The sequence below is a fragment of the Photobacterium sanguinicancri genome (genome assembly GCF_024346675.1).
Lineage (GTDB): Bacteria > Pseudomonadota > Gammaproteobacteria > Enterobacterales > Vibrionaceae > Photobacterium > Photobacterium sanguinicancri.
Genome location: NZ_AP024850.1, coordinates 1505285 through 1519868 on the forward strand (window position 1 = coordinate 1505285; position 14584 = coordinate 1519868).

Below are 14584 nucleotides of genomic sequence, written 5' to 3' on the forward strand. Positions count from 1 at the left end.
AATATTCCTTAAGTGGATGCGGGGGAGGGGAGTATTGGGGATTAAAACATATTACTTAGCTCCTAATAGAGCGTTGTAAGCGTTCTGTATAAGTCTTTGTTTTCGAAATGCAGCTAAAAATAGTGATTTTTTTTGATCTGTTTCTCAAATTCTCTAAGAGATTGATAGTTGGTTATTTTTGCTGTTTTCTGTATGTAAAGTGGCTGATAATGCTATATGTAGCTGATTATATAGCATTTATTCTCGGTTTTGTGGTTTGATAAGCATGGGCGAGCGTATTGAAATCAAGCATTATTTTGCGAATTAGTCTGTTATTTTCACGTTTGCATAGTGAAAAAAGTTGGCGAAAATCAGCAAGTTGGCTTAAACTTGACTACAGTTGAGCTTGAGCAAGACCTTATCAAATTGCAATCGAGGGTTTACGCACTCTGATTAGGTTTCAAGTCAACAAACCCATTAACAGTGATACATAACTTGAGTTATGTACGCTATCCATTCAACTTAGTCTTGAGGGAGTTATCTATGGCGCTCACAAAAGCCGATTTGGCTGAGAACCTGTTTGAAAATGTGGGATTAAGCAAACGGGACGCCAAGGATACGGTGGAAGTCTTTTTTGAAGAAATCAGAAAAGCACTAGAAAACGGCGAGCAAGTGAAGTTATCTGGCTTCGGTAATTTCGACCTTCGTGATAAAAATCAACGTCCGGGACGAAATCCTAAAACGGGTGAAGATATTCCAATTTCTGCGCGTCGTGTTGTGACTTTCCGTCCTGGCCAAAAACTAAAAGCGCGTGTTGAAAATATCGAGCTCGAAAAATAACAGCTTTTAGCGATGAATACTGAGTAACCCAAACGAACGTGAAGATTCGTTTGGGTTTTCTTTTATCTGGCTGATGCTTTTAATACTAACCTCCATTCCAACCCCTTTAATTTTACTGCTTCTCTTTTCTTGCTAAATCACACCTTAATGTTGCGCTTGTTTACTGTTGTTTAACATTCTTGTAATGTCGATATGTATGATATGTCGAATAAACAAGGAGGTTGTCGATGTCATCACTAGATCGGGTCAAGGCTGGAGAGTTTTTATCTGCAACGCTTGATATGGACAGTGTGTTTGTTGGCGGTGAATGGCAACTACAGTCAGGCGTTTCTTTTCAGCTACGTTCACGTGGTGTCTTAATTATAGAGCCTACTGTTATATCAAGGTCTACGAAAAGCATTATTGTATCTGCAGGGGTACATGGTGATGAAACGGGTCCTATAGAGCTACTACAACAACTTAGTGGCGAGATACTGAAAGGTTTATTTGAGCCTGCTCACCGTCTTCTCTTCATTATTGCGCATCCTGAAGCGACGTTGGCACATACCCGCTTTATTGCGGAGAATATGAATCGTTTATTTGCTCACCGTAATGAACCGAACAATATCGACCGTAAAATAGCGAATACTCTCCAGCAAGAAGTCGATCACTTTTATCAGGGTAGTGATATAGCTGATGTACAGGACGGTGTATCACGCTGGCACTTAGACTTACATAGTGCAATCCGAGACTCTGCCCATTATACATTTGCGGTTAGCCCTTGTAGTGCTTACCCAACACGCAGTAATGCACTATTTGCCTTCTTAGAACAGGCCGAAGTTGAAGCTGTATTATTGTCTCGCGCCGACTCACCGACCTTTAGTTGGTACAGTGCATCTAAATATGGTGCGCAAGCGTTAACAATGGAATTAGGGCGGGTTGCTAAATTAGGCGAAAATGATCTTGAGCGTCTTAGTGCTTTCGATTGTGCATTACGTGTACTGTTACAACAAGAAGAACAACCTTATAGCTGGCAAGGTCGCAAGCTTATTGTATATAAAGTGACGCGTACGATTACGAAACTAAGCGATGACTTTAATTTTAACTTTCCTGCTTCTCAGGCCAACTTTACTTTTTTTGAGCAAGGCTGCTTACTTGGACAGGATCAAGACAAGCAATACTTTTCATTAGAAGGGGGCGAAGCGGTAGTGTTCCCTAATCCCAATGTCGCGCTTGGTCAGCGAGCTTGTTTGCTGGTACAACAAGCCGCTGTCACTGCTGAAGGGCAAATTAAAGTCGTTTAATCAGTCGAAGTCAGCGATAGCCGTTAACTCTTGTTACGCCATTAGCTGTAGATGTTACTGTCTGCGCTGTAGAGACGCTTGTCCGTAAGTTGGTTTCCAAATACATACGCTATAGCGATAGCTTTCAGCGTGTAACACCTTGATAGCACGAGTGCTTCGCTCGTGCTTTCCATTTTGTGGCTTTAATTGTATTGTTACGCCATCATTTTATTACACGTCGGCCCATGCAACTTAACGACCTTATACACCGCCAGCAATTACGCTGGAAAGCATGTAGTTTTGTTATTGTCTTACTTCTCTTACTGGCTTCTTTTTTTGCTTTGTCCGTAGGCGAACTTTGGATTTTGCCTTGGGCACCCAGTGGCGATCTTGAAGCGCAATTACTCTATCAGTTACGTTTCCCACGATTGTTAGCGGCATTAATGATAGGGGCAGCTCTAGCATCGTCTGGCGCGGTACTACAAGTGTTACTAGGAAACCCTTTAGCAGAACCAGGTGTGCTTGGGATCTCTGGTGGGGCTAGTTTAGCCTTAGTTTTATTACTCTTTTTTGCTCCCGTCGATCCTACAGCCAGCATGACGATGAGTGCCGCTATGTTTGGGGCACTGACATTCACCTTGATTTTAGTTGGGCTGTCGCGTGGTGGTCGGGTGTCAACCGCGAAGTTATTATTGATAGGGGTTGCACTCGGTATTCTATCGGGCGCAGTGGTGACTTGGGCGTTCTACTTCAGTACCGACCTGAGTTTACGTCAGCTCATGTATTGGCTGATGGGCAGCGTTGGCGGAGTAAGTTGGTCACAATTGTCGATTGGTATGCTCGTCGTGCCAGTATTACTTTGGTTGTGCACTCGCGGAAAACAACTCGATGTATTAATGCTTGGCGAGGTACATGCGAAACAGCTAGGTTTAGATGTAGTTAAACTGCGCTGGAAGCTAATTATGGTTGTTTCGCTATTAGTTGGGGCATCGGTAGCCTTAGGCGGAATTATTGGCTTCATTGGGCTTGTGGTTCCTCATCTACTACGTCTAGCGCTTGGTACAGAGAACCGTTATCTATTACCGCTGTCGGCCTTGAGTGGTGCGCTTTTGCTCGCTTTTGCTGACACGATCTCACGGATAGCCTTGTCATCTGCTGAACTGCCTGTTGGCGTAGTGACAACGACGATTGGTGCGCCAGTTTTTGTTTGGATGCTGCTGCGTTCTCATATTGATTAAGTGATGCTATGACAATTATTAGTGCAAAAAATCTCGCGATGCCACCTCGGTTGTTACCTGTCTCTTTTTCGTTGTCAGCTGGAGAGATTTTACATTTGATAGGCCCTAATGGCAGTGGGAAAAGCACGGCGATTTCATTGTTATCGGGCTTATTTTCTGCTGATGGTGATATTCAGTTTTTAGGGGTGAATATCGGAAGTTATGATTACCCATCACTAGCGCAGCGTCGCTGCTATTTATCGCAGCAAGATCGTCCTGCTTTTTCAGTCGCTGTGTACCATTATTTAGCGCTGGCGACGTCAGCGTTAGTTAATGTTAACGCGGTACAGTTACAAGTAGCCATTAATGAGATCTGTGATGCGTTAGGGATCAACGACAAACTGAATCGAAATATTCAGCAATTATCCGGTGGTGAGTGGCAACGTGTCCGTTTAGCGGCAGCTTGCTTACAAGTATGGCCAGCCATTAATCCCGATGCAAAACTACTGCTATTAGATGAACCTGCAGCAGCGCTTGATATTGGGCAAGAAGCGGCAATGTATCGATTGGTGAAGAAAATTGCGCGGCAAGGTGTTGCGGTTATTATGGCCAACCATGACCTTAATCGTACGCTTACAGAAGCAGATCAGGTGATTTTACTGAATAACGGTTCTTGTGTTGCGAAAGGAACACCAGATGAGGTAATGACCGCAGAACGATTAACTGATATTTTTGCAACCAATGTATACCGCACCGAAATAGAAGGGCGTAGCTGCTTGTTGTTTAGAGACTAAAGCTGATTATAAATAGCGCAAGATACAATGAAGGCAACGTGATTAGCGTTGCCTTTTTTATTGGTTATTTTTCTGTGTAAACCTTACATCTAAGACAGAGAGGGTTAGCTTGTTTTGAATTGCCCAACCAGCTGTTTTAGCTCTTCGCCCGCTTCATTTAGTTCAGAAACAACATGTTCAGAATCACTATTGGATTGAATAAGGTGACTGACAATATCTTGTATTGAAATCATATTTCTGTTGATTTCATCGGTTACTGAACTTTGCTCGGTTGCTGCTGTGGCGATATGACTGGTCATATCATTGATAGCTTCGACAGCGCCAGTCACAGATGAAAGACTTTCTGTAATCGAGTTAGCAGCACCGACTGCTTCTGTACACGTATTTTGGCTGTGATCCATTGAACTGACAGCATGAGCAACAAGCGCATGTAATTCATCAAGCATCTCTTTGATTTCTTTAGTGCTTGTTTGCGTACGGCTGGCGAGGCCGCGGACTTCATCGGCTACCACAGCAAAACCACGACCTTGTTCACCGGCACGAGCTGCTTCAATGGCGGCATTCAGTGCTAGTAGGTTGGTTTGTTCTGCAATTTCACCGATAACTTTTAATACATTATCGATTTTCTGTGATTGTTGGTTTAGTGAATCAATATGTTTTGCGGCTTGATCAACTTCATCGACCAATGCTGTTATTGAAGCAACCGAGGTATCAACACGTTGTTGTGCAAGCTGTGAATCTTGGCTGGCATTGCTGGTTGCGTTGGCCACTTCATTAGCATTGATCGCCACTTCACTGGCTGCAGAACTCATTTCTGTCACGGCGGTGACCACTTGTTCTGTTTCGTTATTGTGGTCGTGAAGTTGCTGCGTTAGACCCTGTGTCTGTTGATGGATACTCCCAGCAGCGCGACCAACATTTTCTGTTACATCAGAAACTTGTTTAATGATGGTTTGTAGCTTGGCAACAAAGCGGTTGAATGCATTGGCAAGGTCAGCAATTTCATCTTCACCTTGAACATTGAGACGACGGGTTAAATCACCCTCACCATCGGCAATGTCATTTAAGGTATCAACCATATTTTGTACTGGTGTTGTAATGCGGTTGGCACTAAACAGCACTAAAATAATGGTAATAATCGCAAGGATAGCTGAGCTGATTAGCACTAGCTCAAAGCGCTCTTGCATAGCGAGTTCAGCCGTTGTGCGGTAGGTTGCCACTTCCTCTGTAATATCATCAATGTACAAACCAGTACCAATAAACCAGTTACCGTTATTTACGCCAGCAGCATAGCTTAACTTAGGTTGTGGCTGTCCATTTGCTGTTTTTGGATAGCTGTATTCAACAAAACCACCGCCATTACGTGAGGCGCTAATTAAACCTTGGATATAAGCAACACCATTTACGTCACGGGCATTGATACTATTAGAGCCGTGCTTATTGGGTGCCGTTGAATGCACAATATTGGTGCCTTTCATGTCATAGATGAAAAAGTAACCTGAGTCTTCATCAGCAAAGCGGATAGGAGAGAGAAGCGTCCGAATTTTATCAATCGCTTCTGTTTTGTTTGGTGTTGTTTGCAGTATGTTATCAACAGAGTGCTTGATGATCGTTGTTGCATCTTCAAGCTGAAACTTCCTTTCTGAAATGAGTCGTTCTTGATAGTGGACCACTTCTTCATTTAATGCATTTTGTTCTAACGTTACGATAAGACCAATAGCGACGGCCAAAGTGACAAATAGAGGGAGCAAGCTGAGCAATAAAAGTTTGCTCTTTAACTTTAATTTTTTCATAACAACACGCCTAATTATAATATTTATGATTCCTATAGGAATGAAACATGCATTCCTAGTATCTATATCGTCATAAAAATGCTTTGCTTTATAGTATGTTGTTTTGTTTTTGTGAGTTTGATGAGGTTAATCGACTGGTGGGATGAGTGTTTGTGTAACAAAGACGGCCAGTTATTTAGGCACTAGCCGCCTTTGGTCACATTTTTGGCGTTACATCGTCCACAGAAGCAGAGCGAGGATCTGTGGCGACAAAATACGTAAGCACATAACGAGTGGATATACCGTTGCATAAGAGAGTGCAGCAGCACCACTGGTACTGTGGATATTATTAGCAAAAGCTAACGCGGGTGGATCTGTCATTGAACCAGCAAGCATGCCACAGATTGTCAGATAGTTTAGTTGGCCGAATAAGCGAGCAAGCACACCGACGCTGATCAATGGAATTAAAGTAATCACCATACCGTAACCCATCCAACTAAGCCCATCACCGTTGACGAGTGTTTCGACAAAGCCTCCGCCAGATTTTAAGCCTACGACGGCAAGGAATAAAACAATACCAATCTCACGTAATGCCAAGTTAGCGCTTGGCGGCATGAACCAATAGAGTTTGCCAATACTGCCTACTCGAGCCAGGATGAGTGCAACGATTAATGGGCCGCCAGCGAGTCCTAACTTTATTGCTGCAGGAAATCCAGGAAGGTAGAAAGGAATAGAACCTAATAGCACGCCTAAACCTATGCCGATAAAGACAGGCAGCATCTGAACTTGTTGAAGCTTTTGATGCGCGTTACCGACAATACCACTGACGGCTTCGATCGCCTCGTGTCGACCCACTAAATTTAGAATGTCACCAAACTGTAAGGTGGTTTGGCTAGTCGGTACTAGTTCTACACCAGCACGGTTTAAACGAGAAACAACGACATCGTATTTTTCTTTTAGCTCTAAGTCATGGATTTTCTTACCCAGAACGATTTCATTGGTGACCACTAAGCGCTGTACACGCAGCTCTGTACCGCGTGTAGACAGCGAGGCATCGACTTCTTCACCTATCACTAACTGCGCTTTTCTCAGGGCGTGTTTTTCGCCTACAAGATGCAGTAAATCGTTCACTTCAATTGTAGAGTCTGGTCGAGGAACATTGAGGTGCTCCCCCCGTTTTAATCGTGAGCATACAATGTCACCATCGGTGAGTGCAGGGACATCTTTTAGCATGAGTCCACTAAGGTTGGTGTTTTTTACTGCGACATTAATGGTATGAAGGGTTTGCTTTCTTTGACCGTTGTTCGCTTCAAACTCGTCAGCTTCTTTATCAATATCGACTCTAAAAGCTAAACGTAGCATCCACATAGTGAGTAAAATACCGCAGATCCCAAATGGATAAGCCACAGCATAGCCCATACCCGTTAGATCAAGCATGTTCTCTTGTGCGCCCAATTCGCTCAATATTTGCTGTCCAGCCCCTAACGACGGTGTATTGGTTACCGCACCCGAGAAAACCCCGAGAATAATAGGTAAGGGAACGTCGAAGATTTTATGAAGTGCAATGGCGACTAGGCAACCCATAATAACAATAAGCGCGGCAAAACCATTGAGCTTTAAACCAGAGCTACGTAAGGAGGCAAAGAAGCCGGGGCCGACTTGAATCCCAATTGTATACACGAACAGGATCAGCCCAAATTCTTGGATGAAGTGCAGGGTATGTGAGTCGAGACCGATGCCCCATGAGTCAGTAAAGTGACCAACGAAAATGCCGCCAAACAGCACACCGCCAATCCCCAAACCCACACCATAGATCTTCCAGTTCCCAATCCATAAGCCCAGCACAGCAACCAGCGCAAGAATGCTGATCGATAGTGCAATATCACTCATGATAGTCTCCATTTTAGTAAAACAATCCGTTTAAACTTCGTTGGGGATAGCGAGTATTCGCGAACAGCGAAAAGGGCTTGCGCCAGGGGTAGTGAACTGGGACTCAGTAGGCACTGATTTCGCGGAGGCGAAAGGAGTAAGTAGGGAGTAACGCCGATCTACAGCTGGTGTGTCCTAAGCTTAAATTTTTGGCTAACCACTTGTTAAGTGATAAAAGTCAGTGGCTTGCCTGCTACCGTTAAAGTTAATAAACAATAAATACCTTAAAAAAACCGCAGTGTTAAGGTTTGTCATACATATGTGTGGTGGTGGGCACAAAGGAAGTAATATTTCGTTACATTTTGCGAGGGCGACATCGTTTAATCTCGCAATAACTAAAAGCTGCCTATCGACAGCTTTTAGTTGGGGAATATCTTTATAAGTAATCTTGATTAGAAGTTATAACGTGCGAGTAGGGCGTATTGATCTGCGCCTACATCATCACCCGTTGTTGCTTTCGCTTTAGTGCCAAGCTTAAGCTCTAAGGCGATAACAATGTTAGCAGGTACCCAAGCAGCACCAATTAAGCCGTAAGATAGCTCCGCATCACTGTTATCGTCAGTCACACTGTTATAGCCACCATAGACTTGGTACATGTCTTGGATGGTATAAGCCCCAATTAACTCATAGCCTTTGGCTTTATCGACGGCATCACCTGCACCGTTGAAGTTAATGTGGTTCTCATATTGACCATACTGCGCTGCAGCATAGATATTGTTGTTGTCGTACAGAGCAGCAAGTGACCATACTTTGTCATCTTCTTCTGCTTTATATTTGGTTTGACCATACGTAGCACCAAGGCTAACACCCACTTGCTCAATGTCGTAGATCACACTACCTTGTAAGCCATACTCACGATCGCCTGTACTTGAGCCATTTTCAAATTGGTATTGCACCCCAATTTTTACAGGACCAAATTGGTTACGGTAAGTAAGGGCTTCATCGGCTCGGCCTGTACCTGATACACCGCCGTCACCGCCTGCTGCGCCACCTTCATCGCGGCCATCGTATGTACCTGACGCACTACCACCGTACACCCAGAAAACATCGGTCCAGCCTGTTACATCATAATAGACAGACCATTGTTTACCGACTGTAATTGTACCTGCGTTGTCACTGGCAAAATAAATATTACCAAGGCGGTTTCCAAAATCTTGGCTACCGTTGGCAACGGGGTTATAGCCCCATTCTGCTTTTGCGCCTACGATCCAGTCATTGACTAAACCGTGCGTAAAGCCGAAATTAATACGTGAACTGCTATTCACTAATTTGGTTGTACTATCTTCAGAGCCAACTGATTTAGTATGTTCAGCTCGAACAGCCAAGCGACCACCGACGGAGAAAGATGTATCACCATCACGGTATACTTCTGCTGCTGAAGCGGGGAATGCAACTACTGATGCCACTGCTAGGGCAATGAATGACTTATTCATTTCTGTGTCCCTTATTATTGTGTTTTTTATATGATTGTTACATGACGAACAATCATTCCATTTGCGTATAAAACGTAGACGAATGGAGTCATAAAAACATAATTTAAGTTCCACAAAAAAATACATAAATTGGGTTATGAGACAGAGTATTAATATTGGGAACCTCTTTTTTACTTTTAATGAAATTTGGACTAGTAGTTAGAGTTTGGATGAAATTTACAAATGAAACGGGAAGCAACAACGTGGGATTATGCTAAGAGCAAAAATGTACGATAGGAATATAGAAATGAATCGAGTGAAAGAGAAGAAAGCACGCGATCTGTAATTTGAAACAGATCGCGTACGGTGAGGCTACAATTTTAATAGGTGCCTCATAGTCGTAGAGATATCTTCAATACTGTCATGTGCACTGGTGTTAACTAAGTATTTACCACTAACAATAAAAGCTGGAATAGCATTCAACTGCGATTCTTGCATGACCTTATCGGCATACTCCATTTTTGCGACGACAGCATTTTTCTCGTCATCTGATAGCGCATATGGTGTTTTTAAGTTATTGTTTTTATAGATTTTTTCTAGCTGAGCTTTACGCTCTGCTTCGGTTGATTCTGATGGCACTTGGATATAGCCGAACAAATCTTCCATGAATTTTGCGCTAGGCTTGTCGTCGGATTGAATAACAGCGGTATAGTACATAAAAGCGAGCATTTGCGAGCCACGGTCGAAAGTAGCATGCATTTTTTCGATTTTAGTGTTCGTCTGTTTTTCCATCTCAGGGATGATGGTTTCCATCGTGCGGCAGTGTCCACAACCAAAAGAAAACACTTCTAGTACTTGTGGAGCGTTAGTGATTTCCTTAGGAAGAACTGTGTAGTGTGTACCTTGCTTTGGTACATCGGCGCCATTACATCCAGTTACCATGATGAGCATCGAAAAAATTACGATGAAGGGTTTTAGTAAGTGCTTCATAATCCGTAAGTCTTGGTAGAAAGAAGGGCGTACTATAGTCGATGTCGAATCAATGATAAATAGTTTCAGCTCCATGGTTTGATGTGAGTCCATTTAAATTTAATTGCAATTAACGCAGCCTGAATATGACATTATTAGGTTTGCATTAAATGCAAAAAAGGGTTCCTAAATCGGAACCCCAAAAAAGACTCAGTTTTCTCTTTGAAAGCAGTTTTCGTTTAGAAGTTGTAACGTACTAGTAGTGCTAAGACGTCATCAAGTTCTGCGGAAGAGCCATTACCATTTTTGCTGCTGGTATCAATTTTGTATTCAGCGGCTAGAATAATTGGACCAGTGAAGTAGGCAGCACCGACAGTTGCATAAGCATATTTAGCGTCTGAGTTATCATCTGTTAGTTGGTTATAGCCGCCTAATAGTTGGAAGCTGCCAATATCGTAAGAGCCAAAGAGCTCAATGCCTGTAGCATCTTTAATTGCACCTTCGTTGGTAGTTTCTGCACCTGTTAAGCCGTAATCATCTTGGTATTGATGGTTCTTGGATTGGCTGTAGTTAGCCGCAAGGTATAAACCTGAATTTTCATAGCTTGCAACGGCATTGGCGATCTTTGCATTTTCGCGATCATCAAATTGTGTTTCAGCGTATACACCACTTAGGCCAAGACCGAAGTCAAAGTCATAGCCAGCCATTGCTTGGTAACCACCTTTACGGTTGTAACCAGTCTGAGTTGACGTGTCGTAGTTGTCGTCTTCGAATTGGTATTGTAAGCCAACTTGTAGGCCTGAAAAGTTACCACGGTATTGAATTACGTCATCAGCACGACCAGTACCATGTACGCCACCATCTCCAGAAATACCGTCGTAGTTACCTGCGGTATCCCCACCGAACACCCAGAACATATCTGTTTTGCCTGCTACATCGTAGTGAATTGACCATGCTTTACCGATAGTAAATTGACCAATGCCTTCTTTATCTGCGGTGATTTGACCAAGACGATTAGAAAGGTGGCTCTCTTTACTGCCGTTGGCTAACGCATCGTAGCCCCATTCCGCTTTGGCACCTACATCCCAGCCATTTTCTAGGGCGTGAGTAAATGCAAAGTTAATACGTGATGATTCGCTTTGTAAGCTGCTATCGCCATCCGAAAATTGTGCGCTAGCGGCTAAGCGGCCACCAATAGAGAAAGTATTTGTACCATCATTAACAATTTCAATTGCGTTGCTGTAGGTAGAGGTTGTTAATGCTGCGACTGCTAAAGCAAGAATTTTTTTATTCATTTTAACGTATCCCAATTTGTTATTAGTAAGGCATTTAACTCCTAAATGCTTGATAATATTTTTAATGTTTTAGTGACGTTAAAACCAGTAAAAGAACATAAAATGATCAAGTGATATTTAATTTTATTTAGAAATTTTATGATCTTAAATGTATTTAAAGAGTTATTTTTGTTTTTTTATGTTTCATTTTCGAGGTGAATGAGTGCTAAATGGAGCGAGGTATGGTTATGTGAACTGATACGAAATATTAGTCAGTAAAAAAACAATAAAATTCAATTTTTAATCAGTCTTTTTTTAGATAAAAACTTAATTAAATTGCTCAAATAACAATTAACTCAATATACCGCTTAAATTCCAGACTTAATACTAAGCGCTCAGTGAAGCCTTGTGGTAAATAACGTAGTGTTAAGTACGCTGGTTAGTCATGCCTATTGAGAGGAGTGCTGAGCAAAGTTACGGTAGGTTGTATAAATGTTTGATATATAAGTATTGTATGGTTTTAAGTGTTGTGTTGTTCTTAGTGTTTTCGATGTAATTTTTATTAAGCAGAAACTGAACACTTACTCACCTGAATAGGGAAAAGCACTTTTTGTAAGTAGTACTCAGGTGAAAAAGGCTGATGGTAAATAAGCGAGGTATAGAGGGCGAGTAATACTTTAATTACAGAACGGGTTGGGTGCTGCTGTACATGTAATTGATAAAAGAAGAATAGAAATACAAGAAAAATAGAGATAACAGAGCAGTTAATAGTCAAACTTAGATATAATTAAGCCGCTGTAATGGCTTACATTACAGCGGCTTTATACTTATACGGTATTAATACTAAAGTTGAGAAAGGTATTTAATAGTATTTGCTAAATCTTCTAGGCTTTCATGAGCATCACTTTTGACAAGGTATTTACCCTTAACGACAAATGCAGGCACAGAAGCAATTTCCGCATTGGCAACAATTTTTTCTGCTCTCGCCATTTCTTCAAATACTTGCTTATGTTGATCTTCAGAAAGCTCATAAGGACTAAGTAAAGAATGCTGGTTAAAAATCGCAATTAATTGAGCTTTACGATCTGCTTCAGTCGCCCCTTCTTTTTTATCTTGTGTGTAAGAAAAAAGCTGCTCCATTAACTCTGGTTTAGGGTGACCATTTGACTGAATAGCAGCGGTGTAAAAAATGTATGCCGCAAGTTGAGCACTTTCATTGAAGGTGACATGCACTTGTTCAATATCGGTGTTAGCTAACTTTTGTATTTCAGGTAGGATTTTATCCATATTGCGGCAGTGTCCACAGGCTAATGAAAACACTTCCATCACAGGTGCAGTTGTTGATGTCACGGGGGTTGCCACAGTGGTGTACTGAACACCTTCTTTGGGTGTTGAAGTATCGTTACAACCGACAAGTGCCAGTAATCCCACAAAAAGAGGTAATAATATTTTTTTCATAGTGCTTATTGTTGTGATGTATAACTTATCATTATGGATGGTTATTGATGAAAAATCGTGAGCCAATTTCAAAACTTACACTCTTTTACACTTTAAGTCGGTATAGATAACATTTGTGGGCCGAAAATTGTCCATCATGGATAAAAGATCAGAGTAAAGATTGAAGTAATTGCGCAATCCAGTATTATTGCGGGCTTTTTTTGAAGTGGAGTGTGGCATGTTTATTGGGTTTGATTACGGTACCGCCAATTGTTCAGTCGCGATGATGGAACAAGGAAAGCCAAGGTTATTAGCATTAGAGAATAACCAGCACTATATCCCTTCAACTTTGTGTGCTCCTACCCGAGAGTCAGTCAGCGAGTATCTGTACCGTTTTATGGACGTGTCACCAGTAAACGCAACGGGTGAGCAAGTATTGCGTCGTGCCATGTCAATGAACCGAGAAGAAGATATCATTGTTGAACGTGGTGATCTTCTGTTTGGTCAAGCGGCATTGGATTGTTATTTAGATGATCCTGAAGAAGTTTACTATGTTAAATCACCAAAATCTTTCCTTGGTGCGAATGGTCTTCACGATGTGCAAATTAGCTTTTTTGAAGATCTTGTCTGCGCAATGATGAAAAATATAAAATCGAAAGCAGAGCAGGATGCCCAACAGGCTATTTCAAGTACGGTTATTGGTCGCCCTGTCAATTTTCAGGGAACAGGTGGTGAGCGTGCCAATCAACAAGCTGAAGGCATTCTACGTCAAGCTGCACAGCGTGCCGGATTCCAGCATATAGAGTTTCAATTTGAACCTGTTGCGGCAGGTTTAGAGTATGAAAGTACTTTAACTGGAAATAAAACCGTATTAGTTGTGGATATCGGTGGTGGTACGACGGACTGCTCATTAATTGAAATGGGCCCTGAGTGGGTCGGCAAGCATGATCGAACTAAGAGCTTATTAGCGCACAGTGGCCAACGTATAGGTGGTAACGATTTAGACATCCACCTTGCTTTTCGTCAGTTAATGCCTTTATTTGGGTTTGGTAGTAAAACCTTAAAAGGCACTGATATGCCAATCAGCCAGTTTTGGAATGCGATTGCTATTAACAATGTTGCCGCGCAAACTGATTTTTATGGCAGTAGTAACTTCCGCGCATTGGATCAATTACGACGTGATGCTGCAGACCCTGAAAAACTGAAACGTTTAATTCAGGTTTACCACGATACATTGGGTTATCAAATCGTACGTAAAGCAGAAGAAAGTAAAATTGCATTGAGTGATGCAGCGCAATACTGCACTAACCTCAATGTACTGTCTGAATGCTTACAAGCGGATATCTCGCAATCTGATATGGCAGCTGCGATTGAATCACCTCGTGTTAAAATGGCAGAGCTTGTACTTGAAGCGATGCAGCAGAGTGATAAAAAGCCAGATGTGATTTATATGACAGGTGGTACGGCACGTTCCCCTATTTTACGCGCAAGCATTGAAGCCTTATTGCCAAATGTACCAATTGTAAGTGGTAGCTATTTCGGTTCGGTAACTGCAGGCTTAGCGCGTTGGGCTCAGCACTGCTTTAAATAGTTTTCTGATGTCGATTAGGTTTAATATTTAAAGCCCGATGCAATATCGGGCTTTTACTGTGCGTCATATGCGTTGTTTATCTATCAGCGTGAGTAAGCTAAATATGCT

11 protein-coding genes are annotated in these 14584 nt (G+C 42.2%); 5 read left to right on the plus strand and 6 right to left on the minus strand.

Annotated features, from left to right (window positions below; all coding sequences use genetic code 11):
* The first annotated feature begins 522 nt into the window (after positions 1 to 522).
* From ihfA to btuD, 4 genes are all read left to right on the plus strand, one after another.
* Complete coding sequence (gene ihfA / locus OCU87_RS07215; protein WP_062691119.1) at positions 523 to 819, plus strand: integration host factor subunit alpha; 297 nt, start codon at positions 523 to 525, stop codon at positions 817 to 819.
* A gap of 227 nt (positions 820 to 1046) precedes the next feature.
* Positions 1047 to 2102 (plus strand): succinylglutamate desuccinylase, encoded by a 1056-nt coding sequence (locus OCU87_RS07220; protein WP_261858115.1) that lies wholly within the window; start codon positions 1047 to 1049, stop codon positions 2100 to 2102.
* A 224-nt stretch (positions 2103 to 2326) separates the two neighbouring features.
* Positions 2327 to 3319, plus strand: coding sequence for a vitamin B12 ABC transporter permease BtuC (gene btuC, locus OCU87_RS07225; protein ID WP_062691117.1), 993 nt, complete (start codon positions 2327 to 2329; stop codon positions 3317 to 3319).
* Between the two features lie 8 nt (positions 3320 to 3327).
* Positions 3328 to 4092 carry a vitamin B12 ABC transporter ATP-binding protein BtuD gene (btuD, locus tag OCU87_RS07230; RefSeq protein ID WP_062691116.1) on the plus strand — a complete coding sequence of 255 codons (765 nt, stop codon included), beginning with the start codon at positions 3328 to 3330 and terminating at the stop codon, positions 4090 to 4092.
* A 104-nt stretch (positions 4093 to 4196) separates the two neighbouring features.
* On the opposite strand, the gene OCU87_RS07235 is transcribed toward btuD, so the two are convergent.
* From OCU87_RS07235 to OCU87_RS07260, 6 genes are all read right to left on the minus strand, one after another.
* Positions 4197 to 5885, minus strand: a complete 1689-nt coding sequence (locus OCU87_RS07235; protein ID WP_261858116.1) for a methyl-accepting chemotaxis protein — start codon at positions 5883 to 5885, stop codon at positions 4197 to 4199.
* A gap of 210 nt (positions 5886 to 6095) precedes the next feature.
* On the minus strand, positions 6096 to 7754 hold the full coding sequence (locus OCU87_RS07240; RefSeq protein WP_094956300.1) for a putative transporter: 1659 nt from the start codon (positions 7752 to 7754) through the stop codon (positions 6096 to 6098).
* Between the two features lie 431 nt (positions 7755 to 8185).
* Positions 8186 to 9226 (minus strand): porin, encoded by a 1041-nt coding sequence (locus OCU87_RS07245; RefSeq protein ID WP_261858117.1) that lies wholly within the window; start codon positions 9224 to 9226, stop codon positions 8186 to 8188.
* A 351-nt stretch (positions 9227 to 9577) separates the two neighbouring features.
* The gene (locus OCU87_RS07250) at positions 9578 to 10270 is read right to left on the minus strand and encodes a thioredoxin domain-containing protein (protein WP_261858118.1); all 693 of its coding nucleotides are present in this window, start codon (positions 10268 to 10270) and stop codon (positions 9578 to 9580) included.
* Positions 10271 to 10413: 143 nt separating this feature from the next.
* A complete protein-coding gene (locus tag OCU87_RS07255; RefSeq protein WP_094958891.1) occupies positions 10414 to 11469 on the minus strand; it encodes a porin in 1056 nt (351 codons plus the stop codon).
* Between the two features lie 822 nt (positions 11470 to 12291).
* The gene (locus OCU87_RS07260; protein ID WP_062691142.1) at positions 12292 to 12906 is read right to left on the minus strand and encodes a thiol:disulfide interchange protein DsbA/DsbL; all 615 of its coding nucleotides are present in this window, start codon (positions 12904 to 12906) and stop codon (positions 12292 to 12294) included.
* Positions 12907 to 13123: 217 nt separating this feature from the next.
* On the opposite strand from OCU87_RS07260, the gene yegD reads away from it, so the two are divergent.
* Positions 13124 to 14476, plus strand: a complete 1353-nt coding sequence (yegD, locus tag OCU87_RS07265) for a molecular chaperone (protein ID WP_261858119.1) — start codon at positions 13124 to 13126, stop codon at positions 14474 to 14476.
* Positions 14477 to 14584: the final 108 nt, after the last annotated feature.

Excerpts from the sequence above, each read along its gene's own strand:
- ihfA (WP_062691119.1), top strand. The coding sequence starts at position 523 with ATGGCGCTCACAAAAGCCGATTTGGCTGAGAACCTGTTTGAAAATGTG.
- OCU87_RS07220 (WP_261858115.1), top strand. The coding sequence starts at position 1,047 with ATGTCATCACTAGATCGGGTCAAGGCTGGAGAGTTTTTATCTGCAACG.
- btuC (WP_062691117.1), top strand. The coding sequence starts at position 2,327 with ATGCAACTTAACGACCTTATACACCGCCAGCAATTACGCTGGAAAGCA.
- btuD (WP_062691116.1), top strand. The coding sequence starts at position 3,328 with ATGACAATTATTAGTGCAAAAAATCTCGCGATGCCACCTCGGTTGTTA.
- OCU87_RS07235 (WP_261858116.1), bottom strand. The coding sequence starts at position 5,885 with ATGAAAAAATTAAAGTTAAAGAGCAAACTTTTATTGCTCAGCTTGCTC.
- OCU87_RS07240 (WP_094956300.1), bottom strand. The coding sequence starts at position 7,754 with ATGAGTGATATTGCACTATCGATCAGCATTCTTGCGCTGGTTGCTGTG.
- OCU87_RS07245 (WP_261858117.1), bottom strand. The coding sequence starts at position 9,226 with ATGAATAAGTCATTCATTGCCCTAGCAGTGGCATCAGTAGTTGCATTC.
- OCU87_RS07250 (WP_261858118.1), bottom strand. The coding sequence starts at position 10,270 with ATGGAGCTGAAACTATTTATCATTGATTCGACATCGACTATAGTACGC.
- OCU87_RS07255 (WP_094958891.1), bottom strand. The coding sequence starts at position 11,469 with ATGAATAAAAAAATTCTTGCTTTAGCAGTCGCAGCATTAACAACCTCT.
- OCU87_RS07260 (WP_062691142.1), bottom strand. The coding sequence starts at position 12,906 with ATGAAAAAAATATTATTACCTCTTTTTGTGGGATTACTGGCACTTGTC.
- yegD (WP_261858119.1), top strand. The coding sequence starts at position 13,124 with ATGTTTATTGGGTTTGATTACGGTACCGCCAATTGTTCAGTCGCGATG.